Consider the following 20,499-nt stretch of genomic DNA (forward strand, 5'->3'; position numbering starts at 1 on the left):
GGCCCAGAGGGCCGGAGGGGGCTAATTCCGCCGACCTCCAGCTCGCCCCCTCAGTCGCTCCGCGACAGCTCCCCCGCATCGCGGGAGAACATCTTCAGAAGCGCCCGGAGGCCTCGGCTTCCGGGCGTTTCTTTTGCGCTCAGTCTCGAATGACACCGGTGGACAAAACCGTGCCGCCCGCTAGCCTGGGCTCAACAAGACAAGTCGCGTTCGGGAGAGAAACACCATGGCCAACATCAATCGCCGCGGCGCGCTAGGTTCGCTCCTGACCGGCGCCGGCCTGGCCGCCCTGCCCGTTTCGACCGAAGCGGCCCAGATGGGAACGCTGCCCGGCAAGCCGAGCGGTGGCCCGACCTGGGCCAAGGGGATCGAGGGCCAGCGCAAGGCGGACCTGGGCGACGGAACCTTCCTCAATCCGATCCTGGCCGGCGACCATCCCGACCCGTCGATCCTGAAGGACGGCGACGACTACTACATGACCCACAGCTCGTTCGACGCCTATCCGGGCCTGTTGATCTGGCACAGCCGCGACCTGGTGAACTGGACGCCGGTCACCACGACGCTGAAGACCAATGTCGGCTCGATCTGGGCGCCCGAGCTCTGCAAGCACAAGGGTCGCTACTACATCTACCTGCCGGCCAAGAAGCCGAACAACAACACCAGCTACGTGATCTGGGCCGACAGGATCGAGGGTCCGTGGTCCGAACCGATCGATCTGAAGCTGCCCCGCTACATCGACCCCGGCCATATCGTCGACGAGACGGGCCAGCGCTGGCTGTTCCTGTCCGGCGGCGACCGCATCAAGCTGGCGCCCGACGGCCTCTCCACCGTCGGCCAGCCCGAGCACGTCTATAACCCGTGGCGCTATCCGGACGACTGGGATGTCGAGGGCTTTTCGCCCGAGGGCCCCAAGGTCATGCGCAAGGGCGACTACTTCTACCTGGTCACCGCTGTGGGCGGCACGGCCGGTCCGCCGACCGGCCACATGGTCATCGTCGCCCGCGCCAAGTCGCTGGCCGGCCCGTGGGAGGACCACCCCCGCAACCCCGTCGTCCGCACTGTCGACAATAGCGAGAAGTGGTGGTCGCGCGGCCACGCAACCCTGGTCGAAGGCCCCGGCGGCGACTGGTGGACCGTCTATCACGGCTACGAGAACGGCTATTACACCCTGGGCCGCCAGACCTTGCTGGCCCCGGTGACCTGGACCGCCGACGGCTGGTTCGAGGTCGGCGGCGGCGATCTGTCGAAGCCCATCCCCAAGCCGAAAGGCGGCAAGACCGGCCCGCACGGCATGGCTCTGTCGGACGACTTCACCACCGAAAAGTACGGCGTGCAGTGGAACTTCTTCGACCCGCGTCCGGACGAGCACCAGCGCATCACCCGCGCGAACGGCGTCCTGACCCTGAAGGGCGCGGGCGAAGCGCCGTCGACCGGCGCGCCGCTGATCTTCGTCAACGGCGACCAGGCCTATGAGATCGAGTGCGAGATCGAGGTCGACCCCGACACCCGCGCGGGCCTGATCCTGTTCTACGACCGCCAGCTCTATTGCGGCCTGGGCTTCGACGACAAGAACTTCGTCACCCACCAGTACGGCATCGAGCGCGGCCGGCCCGCCAACCCGCATGGCTCGAAGATGCTGATGCGGCTGCGGAACACCCGCCATATCGTCGCCTTCCACACTAGCGGGGACGGCGGCAAGACCTGGAAACGCTTCGACCGTGGCATGGAGGTCAGCGGCTACCACCACAATGTGCGCGGCGGCTTCCTGATGCTGAAACCGGGGATCTACGCGGCGGGCAAGGGCTCGGCGCGGTTCCGGGGGTTCAAGTACCGGGCGCTGGACTAGCCCCGATACGCCTCCAGCGCCGCCTGCAGCACATGCAGCATCCGCTCGCGGTCGGCGTCGTCGGGGGCGGCTTTCAGGGCCTCGCCCAGGGCCAGCTGGAAGGCGGCGCGCTGGTTGTGCCAGTCGAGCGAGCCGGCCGCGCGCGGCGGCAGGCGCGGCGGCGCCTGGTCGGCCAGGGTCGCGGGGCCCTCGCCCACCAGGAAGGTCTCGTCCAGCGCGGGGACCAGCAGGCGGTCCTCGGCGAAGCCCGCCTCGGCCAGTCGGCGCTTGAGACCCTGGGCCGCGTCGGGCTCGCCGTGGGCGATGAACACCGAGCCGGCCACCGGCGTCCTCGCTTTCGCCCAGCGCACCAGCCCCGAAGCGTCGGCGTGGCCGGAATAGGCGTCCAACTGGCGGATGCGCGCCCGCACCCGCACCTCGTCGCCCCGGATCGAGACGCGCGGCGCGCCCTCGGCCAAAAGGCGTCCCAGGGTGCCGGTGGCCTGGTAGCCGCACAACAGCACCGTCGCCTCCTTGCGCCACAGCAGCCGCTTGAGGTGCTTGCGCACGCGGCCGGCGTCGCACATGCCGCTGGCCGCCAGGATGATGTGCCAGCCGTCGAGGCGATCCAGCCCATCGCTCTCGGCCGGCGAACTCAGGAAGCGCAGATGGTTCGAGGGCCTTAGCGCCTCGAACGGGTTGGACTGCAAGCCCGGCCGCCAGCCGCGCGCCTGGAACACCTTCGTCGCCTCGATGGCCAGCGGCGAGTCCAGGAAAACGTCGGCTTTCGGAACCTCGCCGGCGTCCATCAACTCCAGAAGGTCGACCAGCAGCTCCTGGCTGCGCTCGACCGCGAAGGCTGGGATCAGCAGCGGGCCGCCGGCTTCATGCGCGGCCCGCACCTCCTCGGCCAGTTGCTGGCGGCGCGAGGCGCTGTCGAAGCCGGTGCGCTCGCGATCGCCATAGGTCGACTCGATGATCAGGTGATCGACGCCCGCCGGCGCGTCGGGATCATCCATGAATGGACTGCCGCCAGGCCCCAGGTCGCCGGAGAACAGCAGGGTCTTGGTCTGGCCAGGCGCGCCGACCTCGACCGCGATCGAGGCCGAGCCCAGCATGTGACCGGCGGGGTGCCAGGTGGCGGTGATCCCCTCGGCGATCGCCACCGGCTCGCCGAGCTTGGCCTTGCGGAACTGGGCGGCGACGGCCTTGCCGTCCTCGGCCGTATAGATCGGCTCGACCGGCGGGATGCCGCGCCGCTGGTTGCGGCGATTGAGGCTCTCGACCTCATTCTCCTGAATGCCGCCGGCGTCGACCAGCATGACCGCGGCCAGGTCGCGCGTGGCGGCCGTGGCGTAGATCGGCCCCTCGAACCCGGCCAGCATCAGCTTGGGCAGCAGGCCCGAGTGGTCGATATGGGCGTGGGTCAGCAGGACCGCGTCGACCTTGCCGACATCGAACGGAAACGGCTGGTAGTTCAGCGCCTTCAGCGTCTTGGAGCCCTGGAACATGCCGCAGTCGATCAGCACCGTGGCGTGCTCGGTGACGAGACGAGCGCAAAAGCCGGTCACGCAACCCGCGGCGCCGTGGAAGGTCAGGGTCGGGGTCATCGCAGCGCCATCCACAAGGAAACTGAACAAGGATGAGCGCCCGGGGCGCGTCTTCGCCCTGATCCAGGTCAACCTTGCTGACGGATTCCGTCATAGTCTGCGCCTCGACGCAAACCTTGAGTGTTCCTCGTGACCGAAGTCCCCCTGCCGACCGACGCCCCCGACAACCACGCCCAACTGACCTCGCCGTCCTATCGGCTGGCGGCGCTGGACCAGGATTTCCTGCTGGGCGACTCGATGCGGGGCGTGCGGTTCCTGCTGGAATTCGCCAAGGCCGACGAGGCCCTGCGCCGCTGGGGCGTGCGCTCGACCGTGGTGGTGTTCGGCAGCGCCCGGACCCGCCAGGACGGCCCGCCCGAGCAGGCGCGCTGGTACGAAGAGGCCCGGCGCTTTGGCCGCATCGTCTCCGAGCGCGGCGGCGCCAAGATCGAGAACGGCGACCACGTCCGCGACAACGTCATCGCCACCGGCGGCGGCCCCGGCGCGATGGAGGCCGCCAATCGCGGGGCCTACGAGGCGGGCGCCCCGACGATCGGCTTCAACATCACCCTGCCGCGCGAGCAGACGCCCAATCCGTATTGCACGCCGGAGCTGACCTTCCGCTTCCACTACTTCGCCATGCGCAAGATGCACCTGGCGATGCGGGCCAACGCCCTGGTGGTGTTCCCCGGCGGCTTTGGCACCTTCGACGAGCTGTTCGAGATCCTGACCCTGCGCCAGACCGACAAGGCGCCGCCGATCCCGATCGTGCTGTTCGACGAGGCCTATTGGCGCTCGATCATCAATTTCGAGGCCCTGGTCGAGCACGGCATGATCGCCAAGGAAGACCTTGATTTGCTGCACTTCGCCGACGACGCCGAGGAGACCTGGGCAGAACTGGTCAAGTGCGGGCTGAAGCTGCCGGAGGGAAAGAGCTAGCGCCCGAACCGCTTGTGCCGCAGGCGTTGGACCGGGGCGACGGCGCGGAGCGAAAGCTCGGCGAGCAGGAAGCTGAGCAGCGTGCCCCCCACGATCAGGAGCAGCTTCGGCGCCGGCGCGAGCGCCGCGGGCGCGCCAGCCCAGGCGCCGCACGCCAGGACGATCTCCATGTGCCAGAGGTAGGCGCCGTACGACAGCACGCCCAGGCGGCGCGGCAGGGGATGATCGAGCAGGGTCGCGCGGATCCAGGCGCCCGGCGCGGTCGCGTAGAGACCGATGAAGGCGGCCGCGAGCGCCAGGCCCTGGAAGCTGTAGCGCCAGGTCTCGCGGAACAGGGCGTCGCGCCAGATCAGCGAGGCCAGAAGCCCCGCCGCCCCGGCCGCGCCGAGCGCCAGCGAAAGGCCGGGCCTCGCCGCCAGGCCCTGGCCGGCGCGCTGGAAGAGCAGGCTCGCCAGACAGCCATAGACGATGGAGTCGAGCCGGGCGTCGGAGGCCAGCGATGTATAGGGAAGCGCCGCGCCGGCCTGCGGAAGGCCGAACGGCGCGCCCGTCGACGACAGGTGGAACCGCCAGGCCAACGTCGCCAGGCAGACCAGGATCAGGACGCCGGCGAACAGCCGCTGACGCCGCCAGCTGGCCCACATCAGCAGCGGGAAGCTCAGATAGAAGTGCTCCTCGACCGCCAGCGACCACAGCTGCGGCCAGCGCGGACCGCCGCCCGTCGCTTCATCGTGCAGCACCAGGTAGTTGGTGAAATAGCCCAGCGCCCCCGCGACATCGATCGGCCGGACAGCATGGTACAGCAGGCCGACCACGCCTCCTACGCCGACCAGCAGCAGAAGCTCGGGATAGAGCCGCAGCGCCCGGCGCATGTAGAACTTGCCGATCGAGATATCGCCGTGGGCGTGCGCCTCGCGCGTCAGCAGGGTGGTGATCAGGAACCCGCTGATGAAGAAGAAGACGGTGACCCCCAGCCCGCCGGGAACCACGTTCTCGAGGCCGAAGTGGCCGACCAGCACCAGGAGGACGGCGACGGCGCGCAGACCGTCAAGGCCGGAGATATAGGCGCCGCGCGCGAACAGCGCGGGCGGACCCGCTAGCGGCGTGTCGGCGATCGGTTCGTTCATGCGCCCCCCAGCGCCTCGCGAAGTCCGTTGCCGGCTTCACCTCACCGCCTGCTCATCGCCGATCGCGTCGGTCCTGGCAATCGGTCCGGTCGTCGCGGGTTCAGGTCAGCAGATGGCGCACGGTCGAACGCAGCACCTGGCTCAGGGTGTCGCGATCCAGGTCAGGGTGGTTGACGCCCCGGATCAGCAGGCCGTCGAAGATCAGGCCGATGACCTCGCAGCGCGCCTGGAATTCGGCGTCGCTCCATTCGGGCTTGCGGCTGCGCTCCATCAGGGACTTGGCCATGTCCCGCTCCTGCGCGTCGGCGGAGCGGACGATGGCGGCGACCTTGGCGTTGCGGGCGGCCTCGGCGATGACCTCCAGGGCCAAGGCCGCGCGGCCCGGCTCGAAGCATTTGTCGATGCTCTCGGGCAGATGTTCGTCGATCGCGTCGGCCAGCGTGCCCGGCTGGCTCTCCAGCTCGGCGAACTTGTCGCGCATCTCGGCCAGGTCCTGCTCGACGATGGCGGCGATGATCGCTTCCTTGTTCTCGAAGTAGCGATAGATCTGGCCAACGCTCAGGCCCGCGGCCTTGGCGATGTCGGCCATGCTGGCGCCGTGAAAGCCGGATTGGCGCACGCGCTCGCACGCGGCGTCCAGGATCTGCTGACGACGCGACTCGGGTGACGGGCGGCCAGAAATGGCTTCATCAACCATTGAAAATCCCAAGCGACATTACATTTCCGTTAGGTCAGCCTCAGCGGCGGGGGATGGAGGTTGACTTGCGTCAGTTGCGTCCCTATGTCCAGCCCGCTTGAGAATGAACGTTCATTCTCAGATTGTTCATCATGCCGGTCTAGTCAAGGGCAATAGCTCGCTAGCCCATCGCATCCGGGGTCAAATATGCACTTCCAACGCACCGCGGCCACAACGGCCGTGGGTCTCGCCGCCATCGCCCTCACCCTCGCCGCCTGCGGCCAAAAAGGCGGCGCCGCCGGCATGGGCATGGGCGGACCGACAGAGGTCGGCTACATCGTGGCCCAATCGCAGACCGTGGGCCTGACCACCGAGCTGTCAGGCCGGACCTCGGCCTTCCTGGTCTCGGACGTGCGGCCCCAGGTCGGCGGCGTGATCAAGGCGCGCCTGTTCGAGGAAGGCGCGATCGTCCACGCCGGCCAGTCGCTCTACCAGATCGATCCGGCCACCTATCAGGCGACCTACAACAGCGCCGCGGCCTCGCTGGCCCAGGCCCAGGCCCAGGCCCTGTCGGCCAAGCTCAAGGCCGACCGCTACAAGACCCTGGTCGAGAGCGGCGCGGTGTCCAAGCAGGACAATGACGACGCCCAGGCCGCCGCAGCCCAGACGGCCGCCGCCGTCGCGGTGCAGAAGGCCGCGCTCGACACCGCTCGCATCAATCTGAACTACACCAAGGTCGCCGCCCCGATCACCGGCCGCATCGGCAAGAGCGCCGTTACCCCCGGCGCCCTGGTCACCGCCAACCAGGCCACGGCCCTGGCCACCGTCCAGGACCTGTCGAAGATCTATGTCGACCTGACCCAGACCTCGGCCGAGCTCCTGAAGCTCAAGCAGCAGTTCGCCAGCGGCAAGCTGGGCCGCACCAACTCGGCCACCGTGACCTTGAAGCTCGAGGATGGCTCGACCTATCCGACGCCGGGCACGCTGGAGTTCTCCGACGTGACCGTCGATCCGGGCACCGGCTCGGTGACGCTGCGCGCGGTGTTTCCGAACCCGAACGGCGTGCTGCTGCCGGGCATGTACGTCCGCGCCGCGCTGAGCCAAGGCGTCGCCTCGGGCGGCATCCTGGTGCCGCAGACCGCGATCAGCCGCGATCCCAAGGGCGGCGCGACGGTGACGCTGGTCGGCGCCAAGGGCCCCGAAACCCGTCCGGTCACCCTGGGCCAGACGGTCGGCGACAAGTGGCTGATCACCAGCGGCCTGCAGCCGGGCGACAAGGTCATCGTCGAGGGCCTGCAGAAGGTCCGCCCCGGCGCGCCGATCAAGGCCGTCCCCGCGGGCTCGGCGCCCGCCGCCGCTCAAGCTCAGCGCTAAGGCCAGCCTCCGATGCTTTCACGTTTCTTCATCGACAGACCCATCTTCGCGTGGGTCATCGCCATCGTGATCATGCTGGCCGGCGCGCTGGCGATCACGTCCCTGCCGGTCGCGCAGTATCCCAGCATCGCCCTGCCCCAGGTGTCGATCTCGGCCAACTATCCCGGCGCCTCGGCCAAGACCGTCGAGGACAGCGTCACCCAGGTCATCGAACAGAAGATGAAGGGCCTGGACGGCCTGGACTACATGTCGTCGACCAGCGACAGCGCCGGTTCGGCCACCGTGACCCTGACCTTCAAGGCCGGCACCGACATCGACATCGCCCAGGTCCAGGTCCAGAACAAGCTGCAGACCGCCACCGCCCTGCTGCCGCAGGAAGTGCAGCAGCAAGGCCTGACGGTCGCCAAGTCGGCGCGGAACTTCATGATGGTCGTGGGCCTCTACTCCGAGGACCCCAAGACCACCGGCACCGATCTGGCCGACTACCTGGCCTCGAACATCCAGGATCCGCTGAGCCGCGTCGACGGCGTCGGCGACATCCAGCTGTTCGGTTCGCAATACGCCATGCGCATCTGGCTGGACCCGCAGAAGCTGGCCAGCTTCAGCCTGACCCCGGCCGACGTCTCGACCGCGATCAAGGCCCAGAACGCCCAGGTCTCGGCCGGCCAGCTGGGCGGCGCGCCCAACCTGCCGGGCACGGGCCTGAACGCCACGATCACGGCCCAGTCGCGCCTGCAGACGCCCGAGCAGTTCCGCCAGATCATCCTGAAGAACTCCACGGGCGGCGCCACCGTGCGCCTGGGCGACGTGGCCCGCGTCGAGCTCGGCTCGGAAAGCTACGCCTCGGTCGCCAAGTTCAACGGCCACCCGGCCGCCGGCATGGCCATCAAGCTGGCCCCCGGCGCCAACGCGCTCGACACGGCCGCGGCCGTGAAGGCCAAGATGGCCCAGCTCGAGAAGAACTTCCCGGCCAGCTACAAGTACGTCGTCCCCTATGACTCGACGCCGTTCGTGAAGCTGTCGATCGAGGAAGTGGTCAAGACGCTGATCGAAGCCATCGTGCTGGTGTTCATCGTCATGTTCCTGTTCCTGCAGAACTGGCGCGCGACCCTGATCCCGACCATCGCCGTGCCGGTCGTCCTCTTGGGCACCTTCGGCGTGCTGGCGGCCTTCGGCTACTCGATCAACACGCTCACCATGTTCGGCCTGGTGCTGGCGATCGGCCTGCTGGTCGACGACGCCATCGTCGTGGTCGAAAACGTCGAGCGCGTGATGAGCGAGGAAGGGCTTTCTCCCAAGGAAGCCACCCGCAAGTCGATGAACGAGATCACCGGCGCCCTGATCGGCATCGCCCTCGTCCTGGCGGCGGTGTTCGTGCCGATGGCCTTCTTCGGCGGCTCGCAAGGCGTGATCTATCGTCAGTTCTCGATCACCATCGTCTCGGCCATGGCCCTGTCGGTGGTCGTCGCCCTGATCCTGACGCCCGCCCTCTGCGCCACGATGCTGAAGCCGGTCGAGGCCGGTCACAAGGAGCACCAGACGGGCTTCTTCGGCTGGTTCAACCGCAGCTTCAACGACATGTCGTCGCGTTACCAAGGCGGCGTGCGCAAGATCCTGGGCAAGAGCGGCCGCTGGATGGCCGTCTACGCCGCGATCATCGTCGCCATGGGCCTGCTGTTCGTCCGCCTGCCCAGCGCCTTCCTGCCGGAAGAAGACCAGGGCACCATGTTCACCCTGGTCCAGCTGCCCGCCGGCGCCACCGAGGAGAAGACGCTGGCCGTCCTCGACAAGGTGCGCGACCACTTCCTGATCGGCGAGAAGGACGCCGTGCAGTCGGTGTTCACCGTCTCGGGCTTCAGCTTCGCCGGCGCCGGTCAGAACGCCGGTCTCGCCTTCGTCCGCCTGAAGGATTTCGAGCACCGCAAGGCCGCCAATCTCAAGGCCCAAGCCGTCGCCGGCCGGGCCATGGGCGCCTTCGGCGCTCAGTTCCGCGACGCCATGGTGTTCGCGATCGTCCCGCCGGCCGTGTCGGAGCTGGGCAACTCGTCCGGCTTCGACTTCCAGCTGCAGGACACCGGCGGCGTCGGTCACGAGACCCTGATGCAGGCTCGGAACATGATGCTGGGCATGGCCGCCCAGGATCCGAACCTGGTGGGCGTGCGCCCGAACGGCCAGGACGACACCCCGCAGCTGAAGATCGAGGTCGACCAGGCCAAGGCCGGCGCGCTGGGCCTGACCACCGCCGACATCAATAGCGCCCTCAGCGCCGCCTGGGGCGGGTCGTATGTCAACGACTTCATCGATCGCGGCCGGGTCAAGAAGGTCTACATCCAGGCCGACGCCCCGTTCCGCATGACGCCGGAGGACCTGAACCGCTGGTACGTGCGCAACGGCAGCGGCCAGATGGTCCCCTTCCCCGCCTTCGCCACCTCGTCCTGGACCTACGGCTCGCCGCGTCTCGAGCGCTACAACGGCCTGTCGTCGGTGAACCTCCAGGGCTCGCCGGCCCCGGGCAAGAGCTCGGGCGACGCGATCGCGGCGATGGAGAAGCTGGCGGCCAAGCTGCCGCCCGGCGTCGGCTACGAATGGACCGGCCTGTCGGCCCAGGAACTGGAGGCCGGCAACCAGGCCCCCGCCCTGTACGCCATCTCGATCCTGGTCGTGTTCCTGCTGCTGGCCGCGCTCTATGAGAGCTGGTCGATCCCGCTGGCCGTCATCATGGTCATCCCGCTGGGCGTCATCGGCGCGCTGCTGGCGACCTTCGCTCGCGGTCTCAGCAACGACATCTACTTCCAGGTCGGCCTGCTGACGACCATGGGCCTGGCGTCCAAGAACGCCATCCTGATCGTCGAGTTCGCCAAGGACCTGTACGAGAAGGGCATGAGCCTGATCGAGGCGACGCTGGAAGCTGTCCGCATCCGTCTGCGCCCGATCATCATGACCTCGCTGGCCTTCGTGTTCGGCGTGTTGCCGCTCGCGATCTCGAACGGCGCTGGCTCCGGCGCTCAGCACGCGATCGGCACCGGCGTCATCGGCGGCATGATCTCGGCCACCCTGCTGGCGATCTTCTTCGTCCCGCTGTTCTTCGTGGTGGTCGAGAAGATCTTCAAACCCAAGCACGCCGGTCACGACGCCGCGGTCGCCCAAGGCGACGCGCCGTCGACGGAGGCCCACTGATCATGTTCCGTAACCTCACCCTGATCCTGCTGGCCTCCACGGCGGTCAGCGCCTGCACCCTAGCGCCCAAGTACGAGCGCCCGACCCTGCCGGTCGCCCAGACCTGGTCCACGCCGACCACCGAGCCCGCGGGCTCGGTCACGGCCGCCGACCTCGACTGGCGCCAGGTGCTGGTCGATCCGCGCCTGCAAGGCGTGGTCGACCTGGCCCTCAAGCAGAACCGCGACCTGCGCGTGGCGGTGCTGAACATCGAGAAGGCCCGCGCCACCTATGGCGTCCAGCGGGCCAATCTGTTCCCGGCCATCAACGGCGTCCTCGGCGAGCAACGCGCCCGCACGCCGCCGTCGGTGTCCAGCACCGGGAGCGCGATCGACACCGAGACCTACAGCGCCACCATCGGCTTCACGGCCTATGAGCTGGACCTGTTCGGCCGCGTCCGCAGCCTGAACCAGCAGGCGCTGCAGAGCTTCTTCGCCACCGAGGAAACCGCGCGCGCCACCCGGATCAGCCTGATCGCCGAGACGGCCAACGCCTGGCTGACCCTGGCCGCCGACCAGGACCGCCTGGCCCTGGCCCAAAGCACCCTGGCCACGCGCGAGCAGTCCCTGGCCCTGACCCGTCGCCAGGTCGACGGCGGGGTCGGCTCGCTGCTCGATCTGCGCACCGCCGAGACCCAGGCCGAAACCGCCCGTTCGGACGTGGCGTCCTACGCCGCCCAGGTGGCCCAGGACCGCAACGCCCTGGTGCTGCTGACCGGCGGCGAGGTCCCGGCCGAGCTGCTGCCTTCCGGCGACCTGTCCTCGGCCAAGATCCTGGCCGACCTGCCGGCGGGCCTGCCGTCCGACGTCCTGGCGCGTCGCCCGGACGTGCTGTCGGCCGAGCACAGCCTGCAAGGCGCCAACGCCAATATCGGCGCGGCCCGCGCGGCCTTCTTCCCGCGCATCAGCCTGACCGGTTCGACTGGCGCGACCAGCGGCGACCTCAATGACCTGTTCAAGAACGGCACGGGCAGCTGGAGCTTCACGCCCCAGATCAGCCTGCCGATCTTCGCGGGCGGGGCCAATGTCGCGAACCTGAACAGCGCCAAGGCCAGCCGCGACATCGCGGTGGCGACCTATGAGAAGACCGTCCAGACGGCCTTCCGCGAGGTCTCCGACGCCCTGTCGATCCGCCAGACGGTCTCCGATCGCCTGGCCGCCCAGGAGCGTCTGGTCTCCGCCGCGACCGACCGCGAACGCCTGTCGCAGCAGCGCCGGGACGCGGGCGTCGACAGCGCCCTGACCCTGTTGGACGCCCAGCGCACGCTGTACTCGGCCCAGCTGGGCCTGATCTCGGCGCGCCTGGATCGGGCCACCAACCTGGTGACCCTGTACAAGACGCTCGGCGGCGGCGCCCCCGCCCGCTGAGCCAAAGCCTTCCCCGGCAGCCTCCGGGGAAGTTCGTCGACCATCATCCCCCCCCCCGATGGTGACGAACGGAAGGGGCGCGCTCCTCCCCCCATTCCCGGGAGCCGCCCCTTCCTCCTTCTTCTTCTTCAATCTGGAGGCCCGCGCCTGACCCGATCCGGGGACGGCGTAAGCCGTTTATTACCGTTTGGTAACCCTCTTCGATAAACGTTTGCACATTAACGGTGTTTCCGCGCGCGTGCAGAAGCCAAGGCCGGAAGAGGATACCCATGACGACCAAAGCCAAGAACGATCAGACCGCGAGACAGGCCGCTCAAGTGGCCGGCGTCGTGCTCGCCAGCCTGCTGGCCCTGACCGCCATCGTCTCCGCCGTCGTCGCCCCGACCGACCTTTCCGGCCGCCCGCTCTCCAGCCCGACGGTCGTCGCCTCCCGCTAAAGCGGCAGCTGCACCGTGCTCTTGACCTCCTCGAGCACGGCGTAGGTGCGGGTCTCGCGCACGCCCGGCATCTTGACCAGGATGTCGCCCAGGAAGCCGCGATAGGCCTCCATGTCCTTCACGCGAGCCTTGATCAGGTAGTCGAAGCCGCCAGCCACCATGTGGCACTCCAGAACCTCGGGCGCGCGGCGCACGGCGGCGGCGAAGTCCTCGAAGGTCTCGCCCGTGGTCCGCTCCAGCACCACCTCCACGAAGATCAGCAGCGCCCGGTCGACCTTGGCCGGGTCCAGCAGCGCCGCGTAGCCGGTGATGTAGCCGCGCTCCTTTAGCCGCCGGACGCGGTCGAAGGTGGCCGCCGGCGAGAGATTGCAGCGCTTGGCGAGCTCGGCGTTGGTGATGCGCCCATCGGCCTGCAAAACCCTGAGTAGTCGGCGATCGGTATCGTCTAGAGCGGAAATGGCCATGGCACCTTTTTGCCGAAGAAGCTTCGAAAATTAGCGCTCACAAACGGAGCACCTTCGACAAGCTTAGCGTTACACCCCCGATCGTTCCAGCCCACCCGCGCCAACCCCTCCTCCTCCAGGGCGTCGGTGGGGCGGCTTTGCCGTCGGAACGTCGCGACGCTCGCCCCTCTCCCCCTAACCGGGCGTCGCGCTAGAGAGGAAGGGACGCGACCGTCTCCCCGACCGGCGTCCCTTCCTCCCTCCCCATTTTCAAAGCATCCTCATCGCCGAGCGCACACGCACGCGCTGGAGCCGACGAACGTTTTTCGCGCCGAGGCCGAACAGCGTACGGCGCGGCCGCGCAACAAACGAAGCACCTTTGGCGGAAGTCGCGATAGACCGACGATATTCTAACCTCAGGGAACGCCATGCCCGCGATGAATTGGGATAGCCTCGACGACGGCAAGTATCGCGACGAAGCCGCCGTGATCGCCGACCTGCTGGCCGCCGCGCCGCTCTCCAGCGAGGACCGCGCCGCCGTCCGCGCCGAGGCCGAGGCCCTGGTGCGCGGGGCCCGCCGCAGCGTCCGAAAGCAGGGCGTGGTCGAAAGCTTCCTGCAGGAGTTCTCGCTGGGCACCCGCGAGGGTCTGGCCTTGATGTGCCTGGCCGAGGCCCTGCTGCGCACGCCCGACGACGACACCCGCGACAAGCTGATCGCCGAGAAGATCGGCTCGGCCGACTGGGCCAGCCACCTGGGCGGCAGCGACAGCCTGTTCGTCAACGCCTCGACCTGGGGCCTGATGCTGACCGGCAAGATCGTCGAGCCCGACGACGAGGCTCGCAAGGACATGCCCGGCTTCATCAAGAAGCTGGCCGGGCGCCTCGGCGAGCCGGTGATCCGCGCCGCCGTCGGCCAGGCCATCCGCATCATGGGCGAGCAGTTCGTGCTGGGCCGCACGATCGAGGCCGCCATCAAGCGCGCCGCGAACGAAGACACCATGTGCTCGTTCGACATGCTGGGCGAAGGCGCCCGCACCGCCGCCGACGCCGAGCGCTATGAGAAGGCCTATGCCGACGCGATCACCACCGTCGGCAAGCTGTCGAACGGCGCCGGCCCCGAGAAGGGCCACGGCGTCTCGGTCAAGCTCTCGGCCCTGTGCCCGCGCTACGAGGCCACCCACGAGGACCGCGTGTGGGAGGAGCTCTATCCCCGCACCCTGCGCCTGGCCAAGATCGCCGCCCGCTACGACCTGAACTTCACGATCGACGCCGAGGAGGCCGATCGTCTGGCCCTGTCCCTGAAGCTGCTGGACAAGCTGTGCCGCGAGCCGGAGCTGGGCGACTGGACGGGCCTCGGCCTGGCCGTCCAGGCCTATCAGAAGCGCTGCGGCGAGGTCATCGCCCGCCTGCGCGCCCTGTCGGAAGCGACCGGCCGCCGCCTGATGGTCCGCCTGGTCAAGGGCGCCTATTGGGACAGCGAGATCAAGCGCGCCCAGGTCGCCGGCCGTCCGGACTATCCGGTCTATACGACCAAGCCGGCCACGGACCTGTCGTACCTGGTCAACGCCAAGGCGCTGATCGACGCCGCCCCGGCCCTCTACGCCCAGTTCGCCACCCACAACGCCCACACCCTGGCGGCCGTGGTGCGCATGGCCAAGAACGCTGACGTGCGCATCGAGCACCAGCGTCTGCACGGCATGGGCGAGGCGCTCTACAAGGCCGCCGACGACCTCTATGACGGGATCACGCTGCGAGCCTACGCGCCCGTGGGCGGTCACGAGGACCTCCTGCCCTACCTGGTCCGCCGCCTGCTGGAGAACGGCGCCAACACCTCGTTCGTCCACGCCCTGCTCGACGAACGGGTGCCGGTCGAGAAGGTCGTCACCGACCCGATCGACACCGTCGAGGCCCATCCCGACCGCCACGCCAAGATCCCGACGCCGATCCATGTCTACGGCCGGCGCCGCCAGAACAGCGCCGGCCTCGACCTGTCGGTGAAGGCCGACCGCGAGCGCCTCGCCGCCGCCGTTACGGCCGTCGACGCCGAGACCCTGTCGGCCGGTCCGCTGGTCGGCGGCAAGCTGGCCGTCGGCACGCCGCCGCTGCCCGTGGTCGCTCCGGCCGACGAAGGCCGCGTGGTCGGCGCCGTCTCCGAGGCCCAGCTGCCGCAGATCGACGAGGCCTTCCGCCTGGCTCGCGCCGCGCAACCGGCCTGGGATCGCGCCGGCGGCGCGGCCCGCGCCCAGGTGCTGCGCGCCATGGCCGACGCGCTCGAGGCCAATATCGAGCGGCTGATCGCCATCCTGGCGCGCGAAGCCGGCAAGACGCTGAGCGACGGCATCGCCGAGGTCCGCGAGGCTGTCGACTTCTGCCGCTACTACGCCGTGCTGGCCGAGGATCAGTTCGGCGCCGGCGAGGTCCTGAAGGGCCCGGTCGGCGAGACCAACAGCCTGCGCCTGGCCGGTCGCGGCGTGTTCGTCTGCATCAGCCCTTGGAACTTCCCGCTGGCCATCTTCACCGGCCAGATCGCCGCCGCCCTGGCGGCCGGCAACGCGGTGCTGGCCAAGCCGGCCGAGCAGACCCCGCTGATCGCCCACGAGGCCGTGAAGCTCTATCACGCCGCGGGCCTGGACCCGCGCCTCCTGGCCCTGCTGCCGGGTCGTGGCGAGACCGTCGGCGCGGCCCTGGTCGCCCACGAGGGCCTGGACGGCGTCGCCTTCACCGGCGGCACCGACACGGCCTGGCGGATCAACCAGACGCTCGCCCAACGCCAAGGCCCGATCGTGCCGTTCATCGCCGAAACGGGCGGCCTCAACGGCATGTTCGTCGACACGACGGCCCAGCGCGAGCAGGTGATCGACGACGTGATCGTCAGCGCCTTTGGTTCGGCCGGCCAGCGCTGCTCGGCCCTGCGCCTGCTGTTCCTGCCGCACGACACCGCCGACCACATCATCGAGGGCCTGAAGGGCGCGATGGACGCCCTCGTCCTGGGCGATCCAGCCCTGGCCGTCACCGACGTCGGCCCGGTCATCGACGCCGAGGCCAAGGGCGCGCTGGAGACGCACCTGACCCGCCTGCAACGCGAGGCCAAGGTGCTGCACGCGCTCAAAGCCCCCGCCGGCGGCACGTTCTTCGCGCCGGTCCTGGCCGAGATCCCCGCCGCCGACTTCCTGGAGCGCGAGGTGTTCGGCCCCGTCCTTCACGTGGTCCGCTACAAGCCCGAGGACCTGGAACAGGTCGCCGGCGCCCTGGCGGCCCGCCGCTACGGCCTGACCCTGGGCGTCCATTCGCGGATCGAGAGCTTCGCGGCCGACGTCCAACGCCTGGTCCCGGCCGGCAACGCCTACGTCAACCGCTCGATGACCGGCGCGGTTGTCGGCGTGCAGCCGTTCGGCGGCGAGGGCCTGTCGGGCACCGGCCCCAAGGCCGGCGGTCCCCACGCCCTGCTGCGCTTCGCGGTCGAGCGGGCGCTCAGCGTCAACATCACCGCCCAGGGCGGCGACCCTGCGCTGCTGAACCTGTAAGACTTCAGCCGCGCTTCACAACCGTCGATAGACCGGCTTAAGCTCCCCCATCCTCGGGGGAGCTTCCAAGCCCATGCGTTTCCTGCCGCCGGCCGCCATCGCCGCCGCCCTGCTCGCGCCCAGCCTGGCGCTGGCTCAGATCCCAACCTCGATCGCGGGGGATTGGTACGGGACGCTCGATGCGGGGCCGCAGAAGCTGCCCGTGGTCTTCCACATCCAGGCCGACGGCTCGGCCACGATGGACAGCCCCGCCCAGATGGCCCGGGCGCTGCCGGCGACCGCGACCCTGAAGGACGGCAAGCTTCGGTTCGAGCTCCGCGTGGCGCCGATCGGCTTCGACGGCGCGCTTTCAGCCGACGGCAAGACGCTGGTGGGCGAGTGGACGCAAGGCGGGGCCAGCCTGCCGTTGTCCATGAGCCGCACGGCGCCGGTGCTGAACCGGCCCCAGACCCCCAAGCCGCCGTTCCCCTATCGCGAGGAGCAGCTCGCCTACCCCAATCCGGCCTCTGGCCTGATGCTGGCGGGAACCCTGACCCTGCCGGAAGGCAAGGGGCCGTTCCCGGCCGTCATCCTGATCAGCGGGTCGGGAACCCAGGACCGCGACGAGACGGTCTTCGGCCATAAGCCGTTCCTGGTGCTGGCCGACGCCCTGACGCGCAAGGGCGTGGCGGTGCTGCGGGTCGACGACCGCGGCGCGGGCGGCTCGCAGGCCAGCCCAGGCTCGCCGCCGACGCTCTCGGCCCAGACGACCGACGTCGCCGCGGGCGTCGCCTTGTTGCGGACGCGCGCCGACGTCGACCCGGACCGCGTCGGCCTGATCGGTCACAGCGAAGGCGGCGAGATCGCAGCGCTCGTGGCCGCCCAGGACCCGCGCGTCGCGTTCCTGGTCCTGATGTCCGCCCCGGGCGTGAAGGGCGTCGACCTGCTGGCGACGCAGAACCGGGCGATCCTGGCGGCCAGCGGAATGCCCGAGGACCAGGTCGAAATCATGCTGAAGAACCAGCTGGAGCGGTGGCGCACCGCGCGAGACGCCGTCAGCGAGACGGCCGCCCGCGTCGAACTCAACGCCTTGGCCGACCGCCAGGGCTTGTCGCCGGAGTCTCCGCAGAGGCGGCAGATCCAGGCGCTGGCCTCGCCGGTCTGGCGCGAAATGCTCGCCGCCGATCCGGCCCCGGCGCTGGGGAAGATCAAGGTTCCGGTGCTGGCGATCGGCGGGACCAAGGATCTGCAGGTCGACGCCAAGACGAACCTCGCGGCGATCAAGGCGGCCCTGCCGGCGGGCGGCGACGTCACCATCAAGGAGATGCTGGGCCTCAACCACCTCCTTCAGACGGCGAACACCGGCATGATGACCGAGTACATGCAGATCGAGGAGACCATCGCGCCCACGGCCCTATCGACCATCGTCGACTGGACCGTCGCCCACGCGACCAAGGCCCACTGAGGGATCGCGGGGCCGTCAGAGCCCGACCGGAGGAAACGCCATGACCCTATCCCGCCGGGGCCTGCTCGCCGCCGCGCCCGCCCTGCTGGCGGCCGGATCGGCGATGGCCGCGCGTCCCGTTCAGAGCCAGAAAGGCTTCGTCGCCGTCGACAAGGGCCGTCTATCCCTCGACGGCAAGCCCTACCGCTTCGCCGGCGCGAACCTCTGGTACGGCGCCTGGCTGGGCGCGCCGGCGTCGTTCGGGGACCTGGAGCGGCTGAGGCGCGAGCTGGATCGGCTCAAGGGCCTGGGCGTCACCAACCTCCGCGTCCTCGGCGCGGGCGAGCGCTCGCCGGCCAAGGCGGCCGTTTCGCCGACCTTCCAGGAGGAGCCGGGCGTCTATCGCCAGGAGTTGCTGAAGGGCCTCGACGTCCTGCTGGCCGAGATGGCCAAGCGCGACATGAAGGCGGTCATCTACGTCAACAACTTCTGGGACTGGTCGGGCGGCATGCCGGCCTATCTGAACTGGGTCGGGAACGGCCCGTGGTTCCAGCAGGGCGACCCAGCCCATCCGTGGCCCGAATATCCCGACTATTCGGCGCGCTTCTACGGCGACGCCAAGGCCAACGCCCTGTTCCTGCGCTACCTGCGCGGCCTGGTCGGCCGGATGAACACCGTGACCGGCAAGGCCTATCGCGACGATCCCACGATCATGGCCTGGCAGTTGGCCAACGAGCCCCGCCCGGGCGGGACGGCCGCCTTTGGCGACCGCAACATGGCGGTGTTCCAGCAGTGGATCCGCGACACCTCGACGATCATCAAGACGCTGGATCCGCGCCACCTGGTCTGCACCGGCAGCGAGGGCCTCAAGGGCTGCCTCGAGAACGAGGCCTGCGTGGTCGACGCCCACAGGCCGACGACGATCGACTACGTCACCGCCCACGTCTGGCCCAACAACTGGGGCTGGATCGATCCCAAGAACCAGCCGGCGACCTACGAGGCCGGCGAGGCGCGTTGCCGCGACTATGTCGCCCGCCACATCGCCATCGCCCGCCAGCTGGGCAAGCCGCTGGTGATCGAAGAGTTCGGCCTGATCCGCGAGGCGCGCGCCTTCGCCCCCGGCTCGGCCACCGCCGACAAGGACCGCTTCTACCGGACGATCTACGGCTTGGCCCTGGCCGACATGAAGGCCGGCGGCCCCACGGCGGGGACCAACTTCTGGGCTTGGAACGGCGAGGGCCGCGCCCAGCATCCCGACGCCTGGTTCGCGGCCGGCGACAAGAGCTTCGTCGGCGATCCGCCGCAGGAGGAGCAGGGCCTGTACGGCGTCTTCGACACCGACGCCTCGACCCTGGCGGTGATCGCCGAGCACGCGGCGGCGGTGCGGGCGCTAGGCTAGCGTCTGCCCGCGAACCGCGTCGGCGAGACGCCGAACCGGCGGGTGAAGGCTTCGGCGAACGCGGCCGGGCTCTGGTAGCCGCAGTCCAGCGCCGTCTCGGTGACGCTGACGCCGGCCGACAGGCGGGTCACGGCGTGGATCAGCCGCGCTTTCTGCCGCCAGGCCTCCAGCGACAGGCCTGTCTCGGCGGGGAACAAGCGCTGCAGGGTGCGCAGACTGGCGCCCGCCTCCCTCGCGATGTCGGCCAGCGCGCGACCGTCGGCGGGGTCGCGCCGCCAGATTTCCGCCACGCGGAGGGCGCGCGCGTCCCGCGGCAAGGGAAGGCTAAGGTCCTCGCGCCGCGCCGAGATCAGCAGGTCGACCAGCAGACCGGCCAGACGGTCATGCTCGGGGCGGTCGGGGGCCAGCATTCCGATCGCCAGGATATGCAGGATCAGTTCGCGCAGCAGCGGCGCGACCTCAAGGGCCTCGGGCGCCTTGGGCAGAGGGTCAGATCGCGGTCTGTCGATATAGAGCGTGCGCAGGGCCACCTCGCCCTGGACGACGATGGCGTGAGGGACGCCGGCCGGAAGCCAGATCGCCCGCGTGGGCGGGATCGTCCAGGCCGCCGCCTCGGTCGTCACCCGCATGACGCCCGACGCCGCGAAGACCAGTTGCCCCCAGGCGTGCCGGTGCGCGCCCAGCGTGGTCCCGGCGTAGAAGGTCGCCGCCAGGGTGCGGACGTCGAAGCCGTCGCCGCTCAATCACCGGCCTCGGCGAAGACCCCGGGCTCGTACTGCATGGCGCCGACCAGATTGCCCTCCGGGTCCTCGAAATAGATCAGCGTGCCCACGCCCTCGATCTTGTAGGGCGGCATGACGATCTTGCCGCCGCCCGCCTCGACCGCCTTGATCGTTGCCTGGATGTCCTCGACCCCGAAGCTGGGCTCGAAGCTGGTCATTCGCACGCCGGCAACGATCTCCCGTCGGTCCTGCAAGGCGCCCAGCACGCCCTGCCCCGCGTTCTTGATCTGGTAGAACCCCGGCGGCCCCCATGGATCGAAAACCCAGCCGAAGACCGCGCCATAGAAGCGTCTCGCGCGCCCCGTATCGTCGGCGTTGATCGCGAAATGTCGGAAGATGGCCGCCATGGATCGTCTCTCCTCGTCCCGTCCACGTCGC

The 20,499-nt window shown here is 69.3% G+C and carries 15 protein-coding genes; 9 read left to right on the forward strand and 6 right to left on the reverse strand.

Annotated elements, in window-relative coordinates; all coding sequences use genetic code 11:
• Positions 1–226 precede the first annotated feature (226 nt).
• Positions 227–1,846: a family 43 glycosylhydrolase gene (locus CSW60_RS07535; RefSeq protein WP_099536648.1), complete on the forward strand. Its 1,620-nt coding sequence runs from the start codon at positions 227–229 to the stop codon at positions 1,844–1,846.
• Here the strand turns inward: CSW60_RS07535 and CSW60_RS07540 are convergent.
• Entirely contained in the window at positions 1,843–3,435 is a 1,593-nt protein-coding gene (locus CSW60_RS07540; RefSeq protein WP_099537596.1) for an MBL fold metallo-hydrolase RNA specificity domain-containing protein, read from the reverse strand. The two genes, CSW60_RS07535 and CSW60_RS07540, sit on opposite strands and share 4 nt — an antisense overlap.
• A gap of 144 nt (positions 3,436–3,579) precedes the next feature.
• Here CSW60_RS07540 and CSW60_RS07545 point away from each other — a divergent pair, with 144 nt between their 5' ends.
• Positions 3,580–4,353: a TIGR00730 family Rossman fold protein gene (locus CSW60_RS07545; protein WP_099537597.1), complete on the forward strand. Its 774-nt coding sequence runs from the start codon at positions 3,580–3,582 to the stop codon at positions 4,351–4,353.
• Here CSW60_RS07545 and CSW60_RS07550 read toward each other — a convergent pair.
• Both CSW60_RS07550 and CSW60_RS07555 read right to left on the reverse strand, forming a co-directional pair.
• Complete coding sequence (locus tag CSW60_RS07550) at positions 4,350–5,480, reverse strand: acyltransferase (protein ID WP_099536651.1); 1,131 nt, start codon at positions 5,478–5,480, stop codon at positions 4,350–4,352. The genes CSW60_RS07545 and CSW60_RS07550 overlap by 4 nt on opposite strands.
• 100 nt (positions 5,481–5,580) lie before the next feature.
• Entirely contained in the window at positions 5,581–6,177 is a 597-nt protein-coding gene (locus CSW60_RS07555) for a TetR/AcrR family transcriptional regulator (protein ID WP_099536653.1), read from the reverse strand.
• Between the two features lie 186 nt (positions 6,178–6,363).
• On the opposite strand from CSW60_RS07555, the gene CSW60_RS07560 reads away from it, so the two are divergent.
• The 4 genes from CSW60_RS07560 (at position 6,364) to CSW60_RS23440 (ending at position 12,550) form a co-directional block, all read left to right on the forward strand.
• Positions 6,364–7,530, forward strand: coding sequence for an efflux RND transporter periplasmic adaptor subunit (locus CSW60_RS07560; protein ID WP_099536654.1), 1,167 nt, complete (start codon positions 6,364–6,366; stop codon positions 7,528–7,530).
• Between the two features lie 12 nt (positions 7,531–7,542).
• Positions 7,543–10,707, forward strand: a complete 3,165-nt coding sequence (locus tag CSW60_RS07565) for an efflux RND transporter permease subunit (RefSeq protein WP_099536656.1) — start codon at positions 7,543–7,545, stop codon at positions 10,705–10,707.
• A gap of 2 nt (positions 10,708–10,709) precedes the next feature.
• On the forward strand, positions 10,710–12,113 hold the full coding sequence (locus CSW60_RS07570; protein ID WP_099536657.1) for an efflux transporter outer membrane subunit: 1,404 nt from the start codon (positions 10,710–10,712) through the stop codon (positions 12,111–12,113).
• A gap of 269 nt (positions 12,114–12,382) precedes the next feature.
• Positions 12,383–12,550 (forward strand): hypothetical protein, encoded by a 168-nt coding sequence (locus tag CSW60_RS23440; RefSeq protein ID WP_161495629.1) that lies wholly within the window; start codon positions 12,383–12,385, stop codon positions 12,548–12,550.
• On the opposite strand, the gene CSW60_RS07575 is transcribed toward CSW60_RS23440, so the two are convergent.
• Positions 12,547–13,014 carry an Lrp/AsnC ligand binding domain-containing protein gene (locus CSW60_RS07575; RefSeq protein ID WP_099536659.1) on the reverse strand — a complete coding sequence of 156 codons (468 nt, stop codon included), beginning with the start codon at positions 13,012–13,014 and terminating at the stop codon, positions 12,547–12,549. The two genes, CSW60_RS23440 and CSW60_RS07575, sit on opposite strands and share 4 nt — an antisense overlap.
• 416 nt (positions 13,015–13,430) lie before the next feature.
• Between CSW60_RS07575 and putA the strand changes: the two genes are divergently transcribed.
• The 3 genes from putA to CSW60_RS07590 all read left to right on the forward strand — a co-directional run bounded on the left by putA (position 13,431) and on the right by CSW60_RS07590 (position 19,339).
• Positions 13,431–16,517 carry a bifunctional proline dehydrogenase/L-glutamate gamma-semialdehyde dehydrogenase PutA gene (putA, locus tag CSW60_RS07580; RefSeq protein WP_099537598.1) on the forward strand — a complete coding sequence of 1,029 codons (3,087 nt, stop codon included), beginning with the start codon at positions 13,431–13,433 and terminating at the stop codon, positions 16,515–16,517.
• Between the two features lie 73 nt (positions 16,518–16,590).
• Positions 16,591–17,961 (forward strand): S9 family peptidase, encoded by a 1,371-nt coding sequence (locus tag CSW60_RS07585; protein WP_099536660.1) that lies wholly within the window; start codon positions 16,591–16,593, stop codon positions 17,959–17,961.
• A gap of 40 nt (positions 17,962–18,001) precedes the next feature.
• Positions 18,002–19,339, forward strand: coding sequence for a cellulase family glycosylhydrolase (locus tag CSW60_RS07590; protein WP_099536661.1), 1,338 nt, complete (start codon positions 18,002–18,004; stop codon positions 19,337–19,339).
• On the opposite strand, the gene CSW60_RS07595 is transcribed toward CSW60_RS07590, so the two are convergent.
• The gene (locus CSW60_RS07595; RefSeq protein ID WP_099536662.1) at positions 19,336–20,082 is read right to left on the reverse strand and encodes a helix-turn-helix transcriptional regulator; all 747 of its coding nucleotides are present in this window, start codon (positions 20,080–20,082) and stop codon (positions 19,336–19,338) included. The genes CSW60_RS07590 and CSW60_RS07595 overlap by 4 nt on opposite strands.
• On the reverse strand, positions 20,079–20,468 hold the full coding sequence (locus CSW60_RS07600; protein ID WP_099536664.1) for a VOC family protein: 390 nt from the start codon (positions 20,466–20,468) through the stop codon (positions 20,079–20,081). Before CSW60_RS07600 ends, CSW60_RS07595 begins: the two co-directional genes overlap by 4 nt.
• Between the last annotated feature and the right edge of the window lie 31 nt (positions 20,469–20,499).

The organism is Caulobacter sp. X (assembly GCF_002742635.1).
Lineage (GTDB): Bacteria > Pseudomonadota > Alphaproteobacteria > Caulobacterales > Caulobacteraceae > Caulobacter.

Bases quoted from the DNA above. Each gene is read 5' to 3' on its own strand.
- CSW60_RS07535 (WP_099536648.1), top strand. From the start codon at position 227: ATGGCCAACATCAATCGCCGCGGCGCGCTAGGTTCGCTCCTGACCGGC.
- CSW60_RS07540 (WP_099537596.1), bottom strand. From the start codon at position 3,435: ATGACCCCGACCCTGACCTTCCACGGCGCCGCGGGTTGCGTGACCGGC.
- CSW60_RS07550 (WP_099536651.1), bottom strand. From the start codon at position 5,480: ATGAACGAACCGATCGCCGACACGCCGCTAGCGGGTCCGCCCGCGCTG.
- CSW60_RS07555 (WP_099536653.1), bottom strand. From the start codon at position 6,177: ATGGTTGATGAAGCCATTTCTGGCCGCCCGTCACCCGAGTCGCGTCGT.
- CSW60_RS07560 (WP_099536654.1), top strand. From the start codon at position 6,364: ATGCACTTCCAACGCACCGCGGCCACAACGGCCGTGGGTCTCGCCGCC.
- CSW60_RS07565 (WP_099536656.1), top strand. From the start codon at position 7,543: ATGCTTTCACGTTTCTTCATCGACAGACCCATCTTCGCGTGGGTCATC.
- CSW60_RS07570 (WP_099536657.1), top strand. From the start codon at position 10,710: ATGTTCCGTAACCTCACCCTGATCCTGCTGGCCTCCACGGCGGTCAGC.
- CSW60_RS23440 (WP_161495629.1), top strand. From the start codon at position 12,383: ATGACGACCAAAGCCAAGAACGATCAGACCGCGAGACAGGCCGCTCAA.
- CSW60_RS07575 (WP_099536659.1), bottom strand. From the start codon at position 13,014: ATGGCCATTTCCGCTCTAGACGATACCGATCGCCGACTACTCAGGGTT.
- putA (WP_099537598.1), top strand. From the start codon at position 13,431: ATGAATTGGGATAGCCTCGACGACGGCAAGTATCGCGACGAAGCCGCC.
- CSW60_RS07585 (WP_099536660.1), top strand. From the start codon at position 16,591: ATGCGTTTCCTGCCGCCGGCCGCCATCGCCGCCGCCCTGCTCGCGCCC.
- CSW60_RS07590 (WP_099536661.1), top strand. From the start codon at position 18,002: ATGACCCTATCCCGCCGGGGCCTGCTCGCCGCCGCGCCCGCCCTGCTG.
- CSW60_RS07600 (WP_099536664.1), bottom strand. From the start codon at position 20,468: ATGGCGGCCATCTTCCGACATTTCGCGATCAACGCCGACGATACGGGG.